Genomic DNA, 18389 nt, shown 5'->3' with positions numbered 1-18389 from the left:
ACAGGTAGATACCCATGAAAAGCGAAGCCAAGTGCCCGTTCAACCACGCCCTCGTCGGCGACGCCACCACCAACCGCGACTGGTGGCCCAAGCAGCTTCGGGTGGACCTGCTCAACCAGCACTCGACCCGCTCGCATCCGCTGGATGAGGCATTCGATTACGCCGAGGCCTTCAAGGGCCTGGATTACGCCGCACTCAAGGCCGACCTCAAGGCCTTGATGACCGATTCGCAGGATTGGTGGCCGGCCGACTTCGGCCACTACGGCGGCCTGTTCGTGCGCATGGCCTGGCACAGCGCCGGCACCTACCGCATCGGCGATGGCCGTGGCGGCGCCGGCCGTGGCCAGCAGCGCTTCGCCCCGCTCAACAGCTGGCCGGACAACGTCAGCCTGGACAAGGCACGCCGCCTGCTGTGGCCGATCAAGCAGAAGTACGGCCAGGCGATCTCCTGGGCTGACCTCCTGGTGCTCACCGGCAACGTCGCGCTCGAATCGATGGGCTTCAAGACCCTCGGCTTCGCGGGCGGCCGTCCGGATACCTGGGAACCCGACCAGGATGTGTACTGGGGCCGCGAAACCACCTGGCTCGGCGGCGATGTTCGCTATGCGCATGGCTCCGAAGGCGTGCAGGAAGACCACGGCGTGCTGGTCTCCGATGATGACGCGGATGGCGACATCCACTCGCGTGATCTGGAGAACCCGCTGGCCGCCGTCCAGATGGGCCTGATCTACGTCAATCCGGAAGGCCCGGACGGCAATCCCGATCCGCTCAAGGCGGCCTTCGACATCCGCGATACGTTCGGCCGGATGGCCATGGACGATGAGGAAACCGTCGCGCTGATCGCTGGTGGCCACAGCTTCGGCAAGACCCACGGCGCCGGCCCGGCCGACAACGTCGATGTGGAACCGGAAGCGGCGGGCCTGGAAAGCCAGGGCCTGGGCTGGGCCAACCGATTCGGCACCGGCAAGGGTGGCGACACCATCACCAGTGGCCTGGAAGTGACCTGGACGCGCACGCCGGCGCAGTGGAGCCATGACTTCTTCGAGATCCTGTTCGGCCACGAGTGGGAGCTGACCAAGAGCCCGGCCGGTGCGCACCAGTGGGTGGCCAAGGACAGCGAGGCGATCATTCCCGACGCGCACGATCCATCGAAAAAGCACCGCCCGACCATGCTCACCACCGATCTGTCGCTGCGTGTGGACCCGGCCTACGAGAAGATCTCGCGCCGCTTCCTGGCCGATCCGCAGGCCTTCGCCGATGCCTTTGCCCGTGCGTGGTTCAAGCTGACCCATCGCGACATGGGCCCGCGTGCACGCTACCTCGGCCCGGAAATTCCCGCCGAAGAATTCGTCTGGCAGGACCCGGTGCCGGCGGCCCCGCAGACCCCGCTCAGCGCGCAGGACATCGCCGCGCTGAAGCAGCAGATCGCCGCGACCGGCCTGGGCGCGGGCGAGCTGGTCTCCACCGCGTGGGCATCAGCCTCGACCTTCCGCGGCTCGGACAAGCGTGGCGGCGCCAACGGCGCGCGTGTGCGCCTGGCCCCGCAGAAAGACTGGGCCGTCAACCAGCCGCAGCAGCTGGGCAAGGTGCTGGCCGCACTGGAAAAGATCCAGGCCGGCTTCAAGGGCGACGGCGGTACGCCGGTCTCGCTGGCCGACCTGATCGTGCTGGCCGGCAATGTCGGCGTCGAGCAGGCGGCCAGGGCCGGTGGCCATGAGGTCAGCGTGCCGTTCAACCCCGGCCGTACCGATGCCAGCCAGGACCAGACCGATGTGGACTCGTTCGCGGTGCTGGAGCCGTATGCCGATGGTTTCCGCAACTACGTCAAGGGCCGCTACAGCGTGCCTGCCGAAGCACTGCTGATCGACCGTGCGCAGCTGCTCACGCTGACCGCGCCGGAGATGACCGCCCTGGTCGGCGGCCTGCGGGTGATCGGCACCAACGTCGGCGGCGGCCAGGAAGGCGTGTTCACTGATCGCGTCGGCACGTTGAGCAACGACTTCTTCGTCAACCTGCTCGACATGCGCACGCAATGGGTGGCCAATGGCGACAACTACAGCGGCCGTGACCGCGCGACCGGCGCGCAGCGCTGGAGCGGTAGCCGTGTGGACCTGGTGTTCGGCTCGAACTCGGTGCTGCGTGCACTGGCCGAGGTCTACGCCAGCGCGGACGGCGAGAAGAAGTTCGTCCGCGACTTCGTCGCCGCCTGGGCGCGGGTGATGGAGCTGGATCGTTACGACCTGCGTTGATTCACCACCGTAGCCATACACAACGACCGGGCCGCATGGCCCGGTCTTTTCATGCGTGCGGTGCGCGGCTCACAGTGCGTCCAGATCACCCAGCGCACGGATCAACCGGCGCGCGCGTTTGTCCGGCTTGTGCTCCGGCGGCTGGTAACCGTTCTTCGCCGCGGCACGCTGCAGGCGAAGCTCCGCGCGGCGTGCAAGCGAGGCCTCGCTCTCGGCGTACAACTGCTGGGCCACCGGGGCCGGGCCGCGCATCTCGCTGAGCCCAAGCACCTGGATATCGAACACTTCATCGCCACGGCTGATCTGCAGCGCTTCGCCCACGCGCACCGCGCGCGAGGATTTCGGGCGTTGCCCGGCCACATCCACCTTGCCGGTCTCCACCGCCTGTTTGGCCAGGCTGCGGGTTCGATAGAACCGTGCGGCCCAGAGCCACACATCCAGCCGCACGGCGGCCAATGGGGTTGCTTCGATCATGCGGGTGATTCAACTCCCCGGCTCAGCCGGTCGTCGGTTCAGCGGTTGCGGTGCCGATGGATCGCCACGGCAGCCAGTGCCACCGATCAGCGTGGGAACCCCCGCATCCAGATCGCGTCGCTGGCTGCCGACCTGGCATTCCGGTCGGTCCATGGGCCGTACCTGTGCGTCGCGCAGGCGGTCGTCCGTACTCGAACATGCGGCCAGCGAGGCGCCAATCAAGAGGGCCAGCGCGGTGGGGATGAACCGGTCATCCAGAAGGATCTGCAGCCGGCCAGCGGCCGGCACTACCGGGGCAGCCGCTGACGTGCGTTGAGACGCGGAAGTACGCATCGCGATATCCCCTTGATGGGCTTGGTGCTAGTGTGCCGCTCTCTGAGCTCGATCTCCAGCGCACATGGCCAAAGCGCCGCTTGACCTGACCACGGGCCCGATCGGGCGCAATCTGTTCCTGTTCGCCCTGCCGATCCTGGCCGGCAACATCGCCCAGTCGATGAACGGCTCGGTGAACGCGATCTGGGTCGGCCGCTTCCTCGGCGAGGCGGCGCTGACCGCCACCGCGAACGCCAACAACATCATGTTCTTCCTGATCGGCTCGGTGTTCGGGATCGGCATGGCCGCCTCGATCCTGATCGGCCAGTCGATGGGTGCCCGCGACCTGCCCCAGGCCCGGCGCGTGATGGGCACCAGCGCCACCTTCTTCATCGGCCTGTCGGTGGTGATCGCGATCGCCGGCTGGTGGCTGTCGCATCCATTGCTGGCGGCGATGGGCACACCGGCCGAATCACTGCCGCTGGCCGAGGCCTACCTGCGCATCATCTTCCTGGCGATGCCGACGCTGTATGCCTTCGCCTTCCTGAGCTCTGCGCTGCGCGGCGTGGGCGACTCCCGCACGCCGTTCCGCTTCCTGCTGCTGTCGGTGGTGCTGGATATCGGCTTCAACCCGCTGCTGATCTTCGGCATCGGCCCGTTCCCACAGCTGGGCATCGCCGGCGCGGCGTGGGCCACCTTGATCGCGCAGACCCTCTCACTGCTCGGCCTGCTCTGGTACATGCGCAACAAGCGGCATGTGCTGTGGTTGGGGCGCAAGGACATGGCGCTGTTCAAGATCGATGGCGAGATCCTGCGCGCCTTGGTGGTCAAGGGCGTGCCGATGGGCCTGCAGATGGTGCTGATCTCGCTGTCGATGATCCTGATGATGACCATGGTCAACAGCTACGGCACCGACACTGCCGCCGCGTATGGCGCCTCGCTGCAGCTGTGGACCTACGTGCAGATGCCGGCGATGGCGATCGGCGCGGCGTGCTCGACCATGGCCGCGCAGAACGTCGGCGCGCAGCGCTGGGACCGCGTGCGCGGCACCGCCCGCAGCGGCGTGCTCTACAACTTCCTGCTGACCGGCGTGCTGATCCTGCCGCTGATCCTGCTTGACCGATACACGCTCGCCCTGTTCCTGCCCGAAGGCAGCCAGGCGCTGGAGGTGGCGCGCCACCTCAACCACATCGCGGTGTGGTCGTTCCTGTTCTTCGGGGTGAACTTCGTGATCTCCGGCGTGGTGCGTTCGACCGGCGCGGTGATCCCCCCGCTGCTGATCCTGGCCGCCTCGCTGTGGGGCATCCGCGTGCCCTTCGCCGAGCTGCTGCAGGACCGCTGGGGCGCCGACGCGGTGTGGTGGAGTTTCCCGGTCAGCTCGTTCTGCGCGATGCTGATGTCGCTGGCGTATTACCGCTGGGGCGGCTGGCGCAAGGCACGCATGCTGCCCAGCCATCACGAGGAACTGGCCGCGCCGGCCGAGGTCCCCGCGTCGCCGCCGTCGCCGGTGGCGGACCCGAATCCGACCACGCCGCTCCAGCCCGCCCGCGTGGGCACCGCACGGCCGGATTAAGCCATGCGCCCCTGCAGCAGCGTCTTCCAGGCAGGCAGTTGGTAGCGTCGCCGCTGGTACCGCATCAGCAGCGCCATCATCACGCCGAACAACAGCCCGGCCATGACAGCACTGCCAATGGTGATGCCGAGCGTGAGCGAGCCAAGGTCCAGGACCAGCCCCATCAAGCCGCGCCACAACACGCCCCACAACACGCCAAACAGCCCGCCCATCACGAACAGATTGGCACCGAAGCTGGCGAGCAGCGGTGGCGGCACGCGCAGCCCCATGCGCCACAGCAGCCGATGCAGCGGCGGTGCGCGCATGCCGGCAGGCACGTTGGCGTCGGCCATGGCCTGCAGCGCGTGACGAACATCAGCGGGATAACGGTCCATGTGCTTCTCCATCACGAGGCCACAAATGCAAACGGCCACCCGAAGGTGGCCGTTTGAGGCGACAACCGAAGTTGTCGGCCGGGAATTACTGGGCAGCCTTGGCAGCCAGGCGCGCGGCCTTGGCCTGCGCAGCAGCAGCCAGATCTTCCTTGATGCGGGCAGCCTTGCCTTCCAGACCACGCAGGTAGTACAGCTTGCCGGCGCGGACCTTACCACGACGCTTCACTTCGACCGAGTCGATGATGGCGCTGTGGGTCTGGAAGACGCGCTCGACGCCGTAGCCGTGCGAGATCTTGCGGACGGTGAACGCGGAGTTCAGGCCGGCGTTCTTGGTGCCGATGACGACGCCTTCGTAAGCCTGCACGCGCTCACGGTTGCCTTCCTTCACCTTCACGTTGACGACGACGGTGTCACCCTGGCTGAACTTCGGCAGCTCGCGGGTGATCTGGGCGGATTCGAAGTCCGAGAGGATGGATTTGTTCAGCTTGCTCATGGGTGCACCGATAATGTTCGGGTGATCGTGTCGTTCGACAACGTGGGCTCATGCAGTCACCGGACTGTGCTGCACGTTTTTTGTAGGGGTTCCTGCCAACGGGCCCCAAAAGGCCGATGGCAATCCCGAATTGTAAACAAGATCCCGCCCCCGCGCTAGGGGGTTGGATCCTTGGCAGCGGCCTGCCGTGCCTGCTCCAGCAGGAGGCGGTCGGCCTTGGACAACTGGCCTTCGTCGAGCAGGTCCGGCCGCCGCAGCGCGGTGCGCAGCAGCGACTGCTGCCGGCGCCAGCGGGCGATGGCGGCATGGTTGCCCGAGCGCAGTACGTCCGGGACAGTGCCCCATTCATGCTGGGCCGGATGGCTGTAATGCGGGCAGTCCAGCAGCCCCTGCGGGCCTTCGAAACTGTCCTGGGCGGCCGATTCGGCATCGCCGAGGGCCCCCTCCTGCAGGCGGGTCACCGCATCGACGATCACCGCCGCGCCCAGCTCACCGCCGGACAGCACGTAATCGCCGAGGGAGATTTCCTCGGTGACCTCGGCCTCGAGGAAGCGCTCGTCGATGCCCTCATAGCGGCCGCAGAGCAGGATCATGCGCGGCAGTGCCGCCAGTTCCCGCACCTTGGCCTGGGTCAGCGGCTTGCCCTGCGGGCTGAGGTAGATCACCGGCGCGGGCGCCGGATCAGCGGCTTTCGCGGCCGCCAGACAGGCCCGCAGCGGCTCGATCAGCATGACCATGCCCGGGCCACCCCCGAATGGACGGTCGTCCACCCGGCGGTAGTTGCCTTCGGCATAGTCACGCGGATTCCAGCCGTGCAGTTCCAGCAGACCGCGCTCGGCAGCACGGCCGACCACGCCCAGCGCGGCCGACTGCGCCATGAACTCGGGGAACAACGTGACGACGTCGATACGCATCCGGCTTAGAACTCCGGATCCCAGTCGACCACGATCAGGTTGGCCTCGAAATCCACCGAGACGACGAATTCGGGCTGCACGAACGGAATCATCCGCTCACGATCCCCCTGCACCACGAGCACGTCGTTGGAGCCGGTCGAGAACAGGTGTGACGCCCGCCCAAGTTCGACACCCTCGACGGTACGCACCTGCAAGCCCTCCAGATCGACCCAGTAATACTCATCGGGCTTCGGGGGCGGCAGCGCGCTGCGCGCGACATAGACTTCGGTCCCGTACATCGCCTCGACCACATCGCGGTCGGTGATATCGGGAAACACGGCGACCAGATGCTTGCCGGACTGACGTCCGCGTGCACCGGTGAGCGTGCTCTCCTGGCCGGCGGGGGTCCGCAGGATCCAGGGCTGGTAATGGAAAATGGCGGTACGCGGCTCGGTCCAGGACTCGAGCTTGATCTCGCCTCGCACACCAAAAGCGCCGACAATCCTGCCCAGCAGGATGCGGCGCTCGGTATCTTTCATCTGTATAGACCGATGGGCCGCGGCAGGCGCGGCCCTTCAGGATCAGGCCGCGGAGGCCTGGGCCTTGGTCGCTTCCTTGTACAGGTTGCGAACCTTGTCGGTCATCTGGGCGCCGTTGGCGACCCACTTGTCGACCAGCGGCAGGTCCAGCACGATGCGGGACTCGGCACCCTGGGCAACCGGGTTGTAGTAACCGACGCGCTCGATGTTGCGGCCATCACGGGCGCTGCGCGAATCGGTCACGATGATGTGGTAGAAGGGACGCTTCTTGGCGCCGCCGCGGGTCAGTCGAATCTTGACCATGGTGTTGTTTCCTCAATTGCCCAGTCGCCAGGATGGCGCGGTAAGCCGGCGATTATAGCGGCGGCCTCCGGTCATTCCAAGCCTGTGAAGACCGGGAAAGCTGAACAGGGCCTGCAGACCGGGCTGCTCAGGCCACCAACGGCTGCCAGGGCGCCGCCGCGAGCACCTGCCGGGCCTTGGCGCACAGCGCCGCCGAGTTCGCCAGTACGCCCCCATCGATCACCGCGATCGGCCAGAGGCCGGCAGCGTTGCAGGCAATGGCCGCGTCGAACCCGGCCAGGTCCGCCAGCGCGACCGGCCGCACCTGCTGATCGCTGCCCCACCCCGCCTGCAGCAGGCGCTCATGGGTACCGCGCAGCGCGGGCGCCTGCGGCCAGATCAACGTGTCACCCGAGGCGAAGGCGATGTTCCAGGTGGTGCCTTCGCTGACCAGGCCGTCGTCGCCGACGAACAGCGCGTCATCCACGCCTGCCAGCAAGGCCTCGCGGCGATGCTGGAACAGCGCGAACGTACCGACATGCTTCACCTGCGGCAGTTCGCGCTGGTAGCGCACCGTCCGCAGCCGCCGCGCTATCGCCGGCAGATCGACCGCTGGCGCGACGGCGACCAGCACGTCGACGGCGACGGGTTGCAGCGGCCGCCGGAAATCGAACTGCCGCGAAAACACGGTCACCCGCAGCGAGGCATCGACCGCACCTTCGGCCTGCAGCGCATCGTGCATCCAGGCGCGCATCTGCAGCGGCTCCAGCGCGGTGCCGAACAACGCCACCGTGCCCTCCTGCAGACGCTGCAGATGCAGATCCAGCCCCTGCACCGCGCCATTGCGCACCTGCAGCGAGGTGAAATGACCGTAGTTGGTCAATGCGCCCGCCAGGTCGTCGGCACTGGCAGGGCGGCCATTGCAGTACAGCGTCATCCGAGCAACGCCTTCGCATCAGCCCACATCTGCTGCAGCACCTCGGCCGCCGGGCGCGCCGGCGCCATCCACGCGGACTGCCCCGCCCAGGCCTGCATTGCATCGAGGCTGTTGTCGCGCCCGGCCTGCGCGCGCATCGGCGCGGTCAGCCCACGCTGCACTGGATACGGCCGCGGCGGTGGTGCGTCAGCAGACGCCGCGGCGCGCACATACGCGGTGGCCAGGCCACGGCCGAGGCGACCACTGAAGGCGCGCGTCGGCCACGTGTCTTCCGGTTCGGCGTTCGCCAATGCCTGTGACCATGCCGGATTCAACTGGCACTCCGGGGTGCGCAGGAACGCGGTGCCCACCTGCACCGCACTGGCACCGAGCGTCAGGGCTGCCGCGATGCCGCGCCCATCAGCGATGCCACCGGCCGCGATGACCGGGATATCCAGATGATCGGCCAGCCGCGGCAGCAGCGCGAATAATCCGACCAGTTGGCGCTCGGCGGCCTCCGGATCGAAGGCGCCGCGATGGCCGCCCGCTTCGAACCCCTGCGCGACCACCGCGTCAGCGCCGGCCGCCTGCGCGGCACGCGCTTCGGCCAAGGTCGTCGCACACGCGATCCAGGCAATGCCCACGTCTTTCAGGCGCTGCACCTGTGCCGGAGAAAACACGCCCATGATGGTGGAGGCCACCGCCGGGCGCGCCTCGATCAAGGCATCGAACTGCGCATCGAGATCGGCCGGCCCCGCATCGGCGGCACTGGCCGGCACCTCCGGGCCCCACTTCGCCAGAAAGCGGCGTGTCGCGGCTTCAGCATCGGCATCGCGCGATGGCAGCGGATCGGGTATCCAGACGTTGACCTGCGCCGGCCCGGCGGACTGCGCACGGAAATCGGTCATCCACGCCACGATGTCCTGCGGCTGCGACAACACCGCGCCCATCGCGCCCATGCTGCCGGCATTGGCCAGCGCGGCCGACAGCGGCACGGGGCAGGCGCCGGCCATCGGTGCGAGCAGGATCGGGGCCTGCAATGCAAAACGCCGACAGAAGTTGTCGGCGCGTTCGAGAAGCGGGGAACCATTCACGCGCGGCGCACCTGTGGAAGGAGACGGTGCCAGCATACGCCGCACCGCCCCTGCCCGGAATGCGCCTGCGCAGGACTCAGCGGAACGGCATGCCGCCGCGGCCGCCCATGGCACCCATCATCCCCTTCATGCTGCGCATCATGCCCTTCATGCCGCCACCGGCCATCTTGCTCATCATCTTTTCCATCTGCTGGAACTGCTTCATGAGCTTGTTGACGTCGGCCGGGGTCAGGCCGGACCCGCGCGCGATACGGGCACGGCGCGAGCCGTTGAGCAGGCCCGGGTTGCGGCGCTCCTTCTTGGTCATCGAGTTGATGATCGCGATCATGCGCGGCACGTCCTTGCCCTGGCTGACCTGCTGCTTGAGGTGATCAGGGATCTGGCCCAGGCCCGGCAGCTTGTCCATCAGGCCGCCGATGCCGCCCATGTTCTGCATCTGCTCCAGCTGGTCGCGCATGTCGTTCAGATCGAACTTCTTGCCCTTGGCGACCTTCTCGGCCAGCTTCTGGGCCTTGTCCTTGTCGACCTGCTGCTCGACCTGCTCCACCAGCGACAGCACGTCGCCCATGTCCAGGATGCGGCTGGCGATACGGTCCGGGTGGAACACATCCAGACCGTCCGGCTTTTCGCTCACACCGACGAACTTGATCGGCTTGCCGGTGATGTAGCGCACGCTCAGCGCGGCACCGCCGCGGGCGTCACCGTCGGTCTTGGTCAGCACCACGCCGGTCAGCGGCAGCGCATCGCCGAAGGCCTTGGCGGTATTGGCGGCATCCTGGCCGGTCATGGCATCGACCACGAACAGCGTTTCGGCCGGGTTGACCGCGGCGTGCAGCGCCTTGATCTCGGCCATCATCGCTTCGTCGATGGCCAGGCGACCGGCGGTATCGACGATCAGCACATCCACGAACGACTTGCGGGCGTCATCGATGGCGGCGCGGACGATGGCTTCCGGCTTCTGGTCGGCGGTGGACGGGAAGAACAGCACACCGACCTGGTCAGCCAGGGTCTTGAGCTGCTCGATCGCGGCCGGACGGTAGACGTCGGCCGAGACCACCATCACCTTCTTCTTGCGCTTTTCCTTGAGGTGCTTGGCCAGCTTGCCCACCGTGGTGGTCTTGCCCGCACCCTGCAGGCCGGCCATCAGGATGATCGCCGGCGCCGGCACGTTGAGGTTCAGGTCCGAGGCGGCCGAGCCCATGACCGCGGTCAGCTCGTCGCGCACGACCTTGATCAGCGCCTGACCCGGGGTCAGCGACTTGAGCACTTCCTGGCCGACCGCACGCACCTTGATGCGTTCGACCAGCGCCTGCACCACGGGCAGCGCGACGTCGGCTTCAAGCAGCGCGATGCGGACTTCGCGGGTGGCCTCGCGGATGTTTTCCTCGGTCAGGCGACCGCGGCCGCGCAGCCGCTCGATGGTGCCGGAGAGGCGCTGGGTCAGGGACTCGAACATGGAAGCGACCTGTTCAGAACAAAAGACAATGAGACCGCCAGTATAACGGTTCCGCCCCGGCTCCCGGACCGGCCCTGACGGCGGCGCTGCGGGCATCGCCAGCACCCCGGGGGTATGCGAAACTGACACGATGACAATCGTTCTCATCGCGACCCTGCTGTACCTGACCGCCACCGGCCTGCTGGTGCGTGCGGTCGTCCGCGATGACGCGGTGACCTCCCCGGCCTGGCTGTGGCCGGCGCTGCCGGCGATGCTGTTGCACGGCGGCTATCACGTGCTGGTGGCGATGCGTACCAGCGGCGGGCCGGACATGCACTTCTTCGCCGCCCTGTCGCTGGTCGGGCTGGGCATGGCGTGGCTGACCTCGCTGGTCGCTGCGCGCGGGCGCATGGCGGCACTTGGCGTCCTGGTGTTCCCGATGGCCGCCGTGGTGCTGTGGATCTATCACGCCTACGGCCACGAGCCGAGCAAGCCGCTGGGCTGGCAATTGGCCACGCACGCGTGGATGGCGCTGCTCGCCTACGCCACCCTGAGCGTGGCCGCGTTGCTGGCGATCATGCTGTGGCTGCAGGAACGCGCCCTGCGCCGCCGTGATTTCCGCCCGTGGCTGCGCGCCCTGCCCCCGCTGGCCGACCTGGAAGCCCTGCTGTTCCGGGTGATCGCGGTCGGCTTTGCGCTGCTCACGCTGACCCTGGTCACCGGCGTGCTGTTCGTCGATGACCTGCTGGCGCAGAAGCTGGTGCACAAGACCGTGCTCAGCATCCTGTCCTGGATCGTGTTTGGCACGCTGCTGATCGGGCGCCGCCGTTACGGCTGGCGCGGCGCGAAGGCGGTGCATTGGACCCTGACCGCGATGGCGTTGCTGCTGCTGGCGTTCTTCGGCAGCCAGTTCGTGATCGAGCTGGTGTTCGGGCGCACGCGATAGAAGCGTGCCGACCAACGGTCGGCACCTACCCGTGCACCGCATGCCGATCGTTGGTCGGCCCCCACCCGTGCACCGCGTACCGATCGCTGGTCGGCACGCGGCCCCGAACATCGCAGGTAGATGCCGACCGTTGGTCGGCATGCCGCGTTACAGCGCGTCGATCGCCTCGGACAACCGCTCCACCGCGATCACCTCCATGCCCTTCACGCTGCCGGTCTTCGGCGCGTTCGCCTTGGGCACGATCGCGCGCTTGAAGCCATGCGTCGCTGCTTCGCGCAGGCGATCCTCACCGTTGGGCACGGGGCGGATCTCGCCGGACAGGCCCACCTCGCCGAAGGCGATCGTCTTCTCGGCCAGCGGCCGGTCCTGCAGCGAGGACAGCACCGCCAGCAGCACCGGCAGATCGGCGGCGGTCTCCTGCACGCGGATGCCACCCACTACGTTGACGAACACGTCCTGGTCGCCCACCAGCACGCCGCCATGACGGTGCAGCACCGCCAGCAGCATCGCCAGGCGGTTCTGCTCCAGACCCACCGCCACCCGGCGCGGGTTGGACAGCGGTGAGGCATCCACCAGTGCCTGTACTTCCACCAGCAGCGGGCGCGTGCCCTCGCGGGTCACCATCACGCAGCTGCCCGGCTGCTGGGTGCTGCCGCCGGAGAGGAAGATCGCCGAGGGGTTGGAGACCTCTTTGAGGCCCTTCTCGCCCATCGCGAACACGCCGAGCTCGTTGACCGCGCCGAAGCGGTTCTTGAACGCCCGCAGCAGGCGGAATCGGCTGCCGCTCTCGCCTTCGAAGTACAGCACCGCGTCGACCATGTGTTCGAGCACGCGCGGGCCGGCGATGCCGCCCTCCTTGGTCACGTGACCGACCAGGAACACGGCGGTGCCGGTTTCCTTGGCAAAGCGCACCAGGCGTGCGGCGCTCTCACGCACCTGGCTGACCGAGCCGGGCGCGGCGGTCAGCGATTCGGTCCATAGCGTCTGCACCGAATCGGCCACGATCAGCCGCGGCTTGGCCACGCTGGCATGCTGCAGGATCGCCTCGACCTGGGTTTCGGCCAGCGCGTTGACGTTGTCCAGCGGCAGATCCAGGCGGACCGCACGGCCCGCGACCTGCGAGAGCGATTCCTCACCGGTGATGTACAGCACCGGCAAGCTGGCAGCCATCTTCGCCACCGCCTGCAGCAGCAGGGTGGATTTGCCGATGCCCGGATCGCCACCGACCAGCACCACCGCGCCTTCGACCAGGCCACCGCCGAGCACGCGGTCGAACTCGCCGATGCCGGTGCTCACCCGCAGGTGTTCGGTCTGCTGTACGTCCTTGAGCGCCATGATCTTCGGCGCATCGACCTTGCCGGCCCAGCCGGAACGTCGCGAGGCCGGCGAGGACTTGGTGGGCGTCGCGCTTTCCAGCGTGATTTCACTGAGCGTGTTCCAGACCCCGCACTCGGTGCACTGGCCCTGCCACTTGCTGTATTCGGCGCCGCATTCACTGCAGACGTAAGCGGTGAGTCGCTTGGCCATGTCCACTTCCGCTTCAGAATCGATGGGGCAGGATAGCCGAGCCGCGTCGCAGCAACCGAGACGCCGAGCGCCCCCGCTCAAGATTCCGGCCCCGATGCCGATACTCCGGCGGGCCACTGCCCTCCTTCAACCTTTTCCAGGCTTCTCCATGACCGGCACCTACAGCCAGAGTCTTGTCGTGTTCTCGCTGCTGGTCGCCATCCTCGCCTCGTACACCGCGCTGGACATGGCCGGTCGCTTGGCCAGTACCCGCGGCCGGGTCGCCCGCTGGTGGCTCGCCGGTGGCGCCGGTGCGATGGGCCTGGGCATCTGGTCGATGCACTTCATCGGCATGCTCGCCTTCCACCTGCCGATCCCGGTCGGCTATGACCTGGCCATCACCCTGTACTCGCTGGCCGTGTCGGTGGGCGCCTCGGCGTATGCGCTGTGGCTGGTCTCGCGTGCAGAGCTGCCGTGGTCGCGACTGTGCGCAGGCGCGGTGCTGATGGGGCTGGGCATCGCCGCCATGCACTACCTGGGCATGGCCGCGCTGGAGATGCAGCCGGGCATCGACTACGACCCGTTGTGGTTTGCCGCCTCGATCCTGATCGCGATCGGTGCGGCCGGTGCGGCGCTGTGGATCGCCTTCCGGCTGCGCCTGGAGCAGCGCCGGCCGTTCCTGCTGCGCGGGCTGGCCTCGCTGGTGATGGGCCTGGCCATCGTCGGCATGCACTACACCGGGATGGCCGCCGCCCACTTCCCCGAGGGCGCGCTGTGCGGCGCGGCGTACGGCCAGGGCATCGATACCAAATGGCTGGCCGTGCTGGTGATCGTGACGACACTGGCCACGCTGGGGATCGCGTTGATCGCCTCGGTGTTCGATCGCCAGATGCGTACCCGCACCGGCCTGCTCGCCGATTCGCTGGCGCAGGCCAACGAGAAGCTGATGCAGGCCGCCCTGCACGACCCGCTGACCCAGCTGCCCAACCGCATGCTGCTGCAGGACCGGATCGAGCAGGCCATCGAGAAGGCACAACGCCGGCAGTTCAGCTTCGCGGTCATGTTCTGCGACCTCGATGGTTTCAAGGCGATCAACGATGCCTACGGCCACCAGCTCGGCGACAAACTCCTGATCCAGGTCAGCGAGCGGATCACCGCGCTGCTGCGTGCGCAGGACACGTTCGCGCGGCTGGGCGGGGACGAGTTCGTCATCGTGTTCCAGGTGGAAGATCCGGAAGACGCGGCGGTGGTCGCCGAACGGATCATCGCCAGCGTGGCCGAACCGTTCGAGATCGATGCGCTGGAACTGCAGGTCAGCGCCAGCCTGGGCATCGCGCTGTACCCGGCCGATGCCACCACCGAGCGCGACCTGATGGCCCACGCCGATGCGGCGATGTACCACACCAAGGATTCGGGCCGGAACGGCTATACCTTCTTTACCCAGTCACTCAACGTCAGCGCCAACCGCCAGCTGAAACTGCTGCAGGAGCTGCGCAAGGCGGTCAGCCGCAGCGAGCTGGTGCTGCACTACCAGCCCAAGTTCCAGGCCAACGGCAACGCGCTGATCGGGGCCGAGGCGCTGGTGCGCTGGCAGCACCCGGAACTGGGCCTGCTGTCGCCGGATGCGTTCATCCCGATCGCGGAGCGCAGTGGGCTGATCCTGTCCATCGGCGACTGGGTGCTCGACCGGGCCTGCGCGCAGCTGCGCCACTGGCACGATGCCGGGCATCCGGACTGGACGATGGCGGTGAACCTGTCGCCGCTGCAGTTCGGCTCCAGCACGCTGCTCGATACCGTGCAGCGCACGCTGGACAAGCATGGGCTGGACCCGAAGCGGCTGACCCTGGAGATCACCGAGACCACCGCGATGCGCGATGTGGAAGCCAGCCTGCTGATCCTGCACGGACTGACCGCGATGGGCGTGAACATCTCCATCGATGATTTCGGCACCGGCTACTCCAGCCTGCTCTACCTCAAGCGCATGCCGGCCACGGAGCTGAAGATCGACCGCGCCTTCGTGCACGATCTGGAAGACAACGCCGAGGATGCGGCGATCGTCTCCTCGATCATCGCGCTGGGTCGCTCGCTGCAGCTGCAGATCGTCGCCGAGGGCGTGGAGACCGCCGGCCAACGCCAGTACCTGAGCGACATGGGGTGCGATCAACTGCAGGGGTACCACCTCGGGCGGCCGGTGGATGCCGTGGAGTTCATGCGACTGGCGAAGGCGGCGTAACGCGCGGCACCACCGCCATCACATCACCCAACAAAAAGGCCGCCCGAGGGCGGCCTTTCTGCGTGTGGCAACGTCGCGAAGACGTCAGTGCATCATGTGCACGTTCATGTTGTGCATGACCCACAGCGAACCGGCGACGATGATGCCGATCACCACGACGGTGAAGGCCGCCGCGCTGACGTTCCAGCGCTGTTCCGAGGAGCGGTCCAGGTGCAGGAAGAACACCAGGTGCACCAGGATCTGCAGCACCGCGGCAACGACGATGATGACGCCGGTGGTGAAGCGCGGCAGGTCGCCATGCATGACCGCCCAGAACGGGATGATGGTCAGCACGGCGGCCAGGACGAAGCCGATCAGGTAGGACTTGACGCTGCCATGGCTTTCGCCGGCAGCGCTGTGGCCATGATCGTGTGCGTGATTGTCATGTGCGGCCATTACAGCGCTCCATTCAGATAGACGACGGAGAACACGCCGATCCAGATCAGATCCAGGAAGTGCCAGAACAGGCTCAGGCACGCCATGCGGGTCTTGTTGGTCTGGGTCAGGCCGTTCTGCTTGATCTGGATGAACATGATCAGCAGCCACAGCAGACCCGCGCTCACGTGCAGACCGTGGGTACCGACCAGCGCGAAGAACGCCGACAGGAACGCACTATGGTCCGGACCGTAGCCCTGATGGATCAGGTGGTTGAACTCCCACACTTCCATGCACATGAAGCCGAAGCCCAGCAGCCAGGTCAGGGCCAGCCATGCGTACATCTGGCCCACCTTCTGCTTGTGCATGGCGATCATGCCCAGGCCGAAGGTCAGCGAGGAGACCAGCAGCAGCGTGGTTTCCCAGGCGACGAAGGACAGTTCGAACAGGTCCTTCGGGCCGGGGCCGCCGTCGGTGCCGCCAGACAGCACGATGTAGGTCGCAAACAGCGTGGCGAAGATGAGGCAATCGCTCATCAGGTACACCCAGAAACCGAAGACGGTATTGCCGCCGGTGTCGTGGTGCTCGTGGTCGTCATGGCCGTGGGCCGCCGCGTGCGCGGCGTGCCCAGGGTTCATGGTGTTGGGGATAGTGGTGCTCATGCCTTCAGCTCCGATTTCACCAGGCCCTGCGCCACCAGGTGGCGACGGTGCTCATTTTCGATCCGCTCCACTTCCGCGGCCGGCACGTAGTAATCCACGTCCTTGTCGAAGGTGCGCCAGATGAAGGTGCCGATCATGCCGACCAGACCCACGATGGCCAGCCACCAGATGTGCCAGATCATCGCAAAGCCGAACACCAGGCTGAAGGCGCCGATCACCACACCGGTGCCGGTGTTGCGCGGCATGTGGATGTCGGTGTACTTGGCCGGGCGTTCCCACGCCTCACCGCGCTGCTTGCGCTCCCAGAACTCGTCCAGTTCGTTGACGCGCGGCAGCGAGCCGAAGTTGTAGAACGACGGCGGCGAAGAGGTTTCCCACTCCAGCGTACGGGCGTCCCACGGATCGCCGGTCAGGTCGGCGGTCTTCTTGCGGTCACGGATCGACACGGCGATCTGGATGATCTGGCACAGGATGCCGGCACCGATGATGAAGGCACCACACATGGCGATGATCAGCAGCGGCTGATATTCCATGTTCGGGTAGCTCTGCATGCGGCGGGTCATGCCCATGAAGCCCAGGATGTACAGCGGCATGAAGGCCACATAGAAGCCGATGAACCAGCACCAGAACGCGCGCTTGCCCCAGGTTTCATTGAGGCGGAAGCCGAACATCTTCGGCCACCAGTAGGTGATGCCGGCGAACATGCCGAACACCACGCCGCCGATGATGACGTTGTGGAAGTGGGCAATCAGGAACAGGCTGTTGTGCAGCACGAAATCGATGGCCGGGATCGCCAGCATCACGCCGGTCATGCCGCCGATGGTGAAGGTGACCATGAAGCCGATCGTCCACAGCACCGGGGTCGTGAACTGCACGCGACCGCGGAACATGGTGAACAGCCAGTTGAAGATTTTCACGCCGGTCGGGATCGAGATGATCATCGTCGTGATGCCGAAGAAGGCATTGACGTTGGCACCCGAGCCCATGGTGAAGAAGTGGTGCAGCCAGACCAGGAACGACAGCACGCCGATGCAGGCGGTGGCGTAGACCATGCCCTTGTAGCCGAACAGCGCCTTGCGCGAGAACGTGGCGATGACCTCGGAGAACACGCCGAAGGCCGGCAGGACCAGGATATAGACTTCCGGGTGACCCCAGATCCAGATCAGGTTGATGTACAGCATGGCGTTGCCGCCACCGTCATTGGTGAAGAAATGCGTGCCCAGGTAACGATCCAGGGTCAGCAGCACCAGGGTGATGGTCAGCACCGGGAAGGCAGCGATGATCAGCACGTTGGTGACCAGCGCGGTCCAGGTGAAGATCGGCATCTGCATCAGCTTCATGCCGGGGGTGCGCATCTTCAAGATGGTGATGAAGAAGTTGATGCCGCTCAGCGTGGTACCCAGGCCGGCGACCTGCAGGCCCCAGATGTAGTAATCGACACCTACCCCTGGACTGTATTCCTTGCCTGACAACGGCGGGAAGGCCAGCCAGCCGGTCTGCGCGAACTCACCAACACCCAGCGAGATCATCACCAGGCCCGCGCCCGCCACGAACAGCCAGAAGCTGAGCGAGTTGACGAACGGGAAGGCCACGTCGCGTGCGCCGATCTGCAGCGGCACGACAACGTTCATCAGGCCGGTGATCAGCGGCATCGCCACGAAGAAGATCATGATCACGCCGTGGGCGGTGAAGATCTGGTCGTAGTGATGCGGAGGCAGGATGCCCTCGTTGCCGCCAGCGGCCATGGCCTGCTGGACACGCATCATGATCGCGTCGGCGAAGCCGCGCAGCAGCATGACGAAGGCGACGATGAGGTACATCACGCCGATCTTCTTGTGGTCGACCGAGGTGAACCACTCTTTCCAGAGATAGCCCCACAGCTTGAACTTGGTGATCAGGGCCAACACCAGCAGGCCGCCGATACCAGCACCGATCAACGTGGTGATGATGATCGGGTCATGCGGGATGTCGGCAAAGGTCAATTTACCCAACAG

At 66.5% G+C, this 18389-nt stretch carries 18 protein-coding genes; 4 read left to right on the top strand and 14 right to left on the bottom strand.

Features of this window, described 5'->3' with window-relative positions; translation table 11 throughout:
- Positions 1–14 precede the first annotated feature (14 nt).
- Positions 15–2249: a catalase/peroxidase HPI gene (katG, locus tag ABE571_RS13815; RefSeq protein ID WP_346493846.1), complete on the top strand. Its 2235-nt coding sequence runs from the start codon at positions 15–17 to the stop codon at positions 2247–2249.
- Between the two features lie 69 nt (positions 2250–2318).
- On the opposite strand, the gene ABE571_RS13810 is transcribed toward katG, so the two are convergent.
- The gene (locus ABE571_RS13810) at positions 2319–2723 is read right to left on the bottom strand and encodes a S4 domain-containing protein (RefSeq protein WP_313211108.1); all 405 of its coding nucleotides are present in this window, start codon (positions 2721–2723) and stop codon (positions 2319–2321) included.
- Positions 2724–2732: 9 nt separating this feature from the next.
- Positions 2733–2981, bottom strand: coding sequence for a hypothetical protein (locus ABE571_RS13805; protein WP_313211123.1), 249 nt, complete (start codon positions 2979–2981; stop codon positions 2733–2735).
- A gap of 139 nt (positions 2982–3120) precedes the next feature.
- On the opposite strand from ABE571_RS13805, the gene ABE571_RS13800 reads away from it, so the two are divergent.
- Positions 3121–4608: an MATE family efflux transporter gene (locus ABE571_RS13800; protein WP_346464327.1), complete on the top strand. Its 1488-nt coding sequence runs from the start codon at positions 3121–3123 to the stop codon at positions 4606–4608.
- On the opposite strand, the gene ABE571_RS13795 is transcribed toward ABE571_RS13800, so the two are convergent.
- From ABE571_RS13795 to ffh, 8 genes are all read right to left on the bottom strand, one after another.
- Positions 4605–4982, bottom strand: a complete 378-nt coding sequence (locus ABE571_RS13795; RefSeq protein ID WP_346464328.1) for a DUF6404 family protein — start codon at positions 4980–4982, stop codon at positions 4605–4607. The genes ABE571_RS13800 and ABE571_RS13795 overlap by 4 nt on opposite strands.
- 85 nt (positions 4983–5067) lie before the next feature.
- Positions 5068–5475 (bottom strand): 50S ribosomal protein L19, encoded by a 408-nt coding sequence (gene rplS / locus ABE571_RS13790; protein ID WP_019184486.1) that lies wholly within the window; start codon positions 5473–5475, stop codon positions 5068–5070.
- Positions 5476–5630: 155 nt separating this feature from the next.
- Positions 5631–6389, bottom strand: a complete 759-nt coding sequence (trmD, locus tag ABE571_RS13785; RefSeq protein ID WP_346493845.1) for a tRNA (guanosine(37)-N1)-methyltransferase TrmD — start codon at positions 6387–6389, stop codon at positions 5631–5633.
- A 5-nt stretch (positions 6390–6394) separates the two neighbouring features.
- On the bottom strand, positions 6395–6907 hold the full coding sequence (rimM, locus tag ABE571_RS13780; protein WP_121043481.1) for a ribosome maturation factor RimM: 513 nt from the start codon (positions 6905–6907) through the stop codon (positions 6395–6397).
- A 42-nt stretch (positions 6908–6949) separates the two neighbouring features.
- Positions 6950–7210 (bottom strand): 30S ribosomal protein S16, encoded by a 261-nt coding sequence (gene rpsP, locus ABE571_RS13775; protein WP_017356068.1) that lies wholly within the window; start codon positions 7208–7210, stop codon positions 6950–6952.
- A gap of 127 nt (positions 7211–7337) precedes the next feature.
- Complete coding sequence (locus ABE571_RS13770; RefSeq protein ID WP_346466363.1) at positions 7338–8126, bottom strand: aminotransferase class IV; 789 nt, start codon at positions 8124–8126, stop codon at positions 7338–7340.
- On the bottom strand, positions 8123–9199 hold the full coding sequence (locus tag ABE571_RS13765; RefSeq protein WP_313211103.1) for a nitronate monooxygenase: 1077 nt from the start codon (positions 9197–9199) through the stop codon (positions 8123–8125). The genes ABE571_RS13770 and ABE571_RS13765 overlap by 4 nt, the downstream gene beginning before the upstream one ends.
- A gap of 76 nt (positions 9200–9275) precedes the next feature.
- Positions 9276–10655 (bottom strand): signal recognition particle protein, encoded by a 1380-nt coding sequence (ffh, locus tag ABE571_RS13760; protein ID WP_265309386.1) that lies wholly within the window; start codon positions 10653–10655, stop codon positions 9276–9278.
- 130 nt (positions 10656–10785) lie between these two features.
- On the opposite strand from ffh, the gene ccsA reads away from it, so the two are divergent.
- Complete coding sequence (gene ccsA / locus ABE571_RS13755) at positions 10786–11580, top strand: cytochrome c biogenesis protein CcsA (RefSeq protein ID WP_121043472.1); 795 nt, start codon at positions 10786–10788, stop codon at positions 11578–11580.
- A 147-nt stretch (positions 11581–11727) separates the two neighbouring features.
- Here the strand turns inward: ccsA and radA are convergent, their stop codons facing one another.
- Positions 11728–13107 carry a DNA repair protein RadA gene (radA, locus tag ABE571_RS13750; protein ID WP_121043463.1) on the bottom strand — a complete coding sequence of 460 codons (1380 nt, stop codon included), beginning with the start codon at positions 13105–13107 and terminating at the stop codon, positions 11728–11730.
- A 148-nt stretch (positions 13108–13255) separates the two neighbouring features.
- Between radA and ABE571_RS13745 the strand changes: the two genes are divergently transcribed.
- On the top strand, positions 13256–15319 hold the full coding sequence (locus tag ABE571_RS13745) for a bifunctional diguanylate cyclase/phosphodiesterase (protein ID WP_346493844.1): 2064 nt from the start codon (positions 13256–13258) through the stop codon (positions 15317–15319).
- 84 nt (positions 15320–15403) lie between these two features.
- Here ABE571_RS13745 and cyoD read toward each other — a convergent pair whose 3' ends face one another.
- Genes cyoD through cyoB form a run of 3 tightly spaced genes read right to left on the bottom strand, consistent with a single transcriptional unit; the run spans position 15404 to position 18389 of the window.
- Entirely contained in the window at positions 15404–15754 is a 351-nt protein-coding gene (gene cyoD / locus ABE571_RS13740) for a cytochrome o ubiquinol oxidase subunit IV (protein WP_121043457.1), read from the bottom strand.
- On the bottom strand, positions 15754–16395 hold the full coding sequence (gene cyoC, locus ABE571_RS13735; RefSeq protein ID WP_183073819.1) for a cytochrome o ubiquinol oxidase subunit III: 642 nt from the start codon (positions 16393–16395) through the stop codon (positions 15754–15756). Before cyoC ends, cyoD begins: the two co-directional genes overlap by 1 nt.
- Entirely contained in the window at positions 16392–18389 is a 1998-nt protein-coding gene (gene cyoB, locus ABE571_RS13730) for a cytochrome o ubiquinol oxidase subunit I (RefSeq protein ID WP_313211122.1), read from the bottom strand. Before cyoB ends, cyoC begins: the two co-directional genes overlap by 4 nt.

This window comes from Stenotrophomonas sp. TWI273, from assembly GCF_039674765.1.
GTDB lineage: Bacteria > Pseudomonadota > Gammaproteobacteria > Xanthomonadales > Xanthomonadaceae > Stenotrophomonas.
This window is presented reverse-complemented; position numbering and strand designations above follow the sequence as displayed.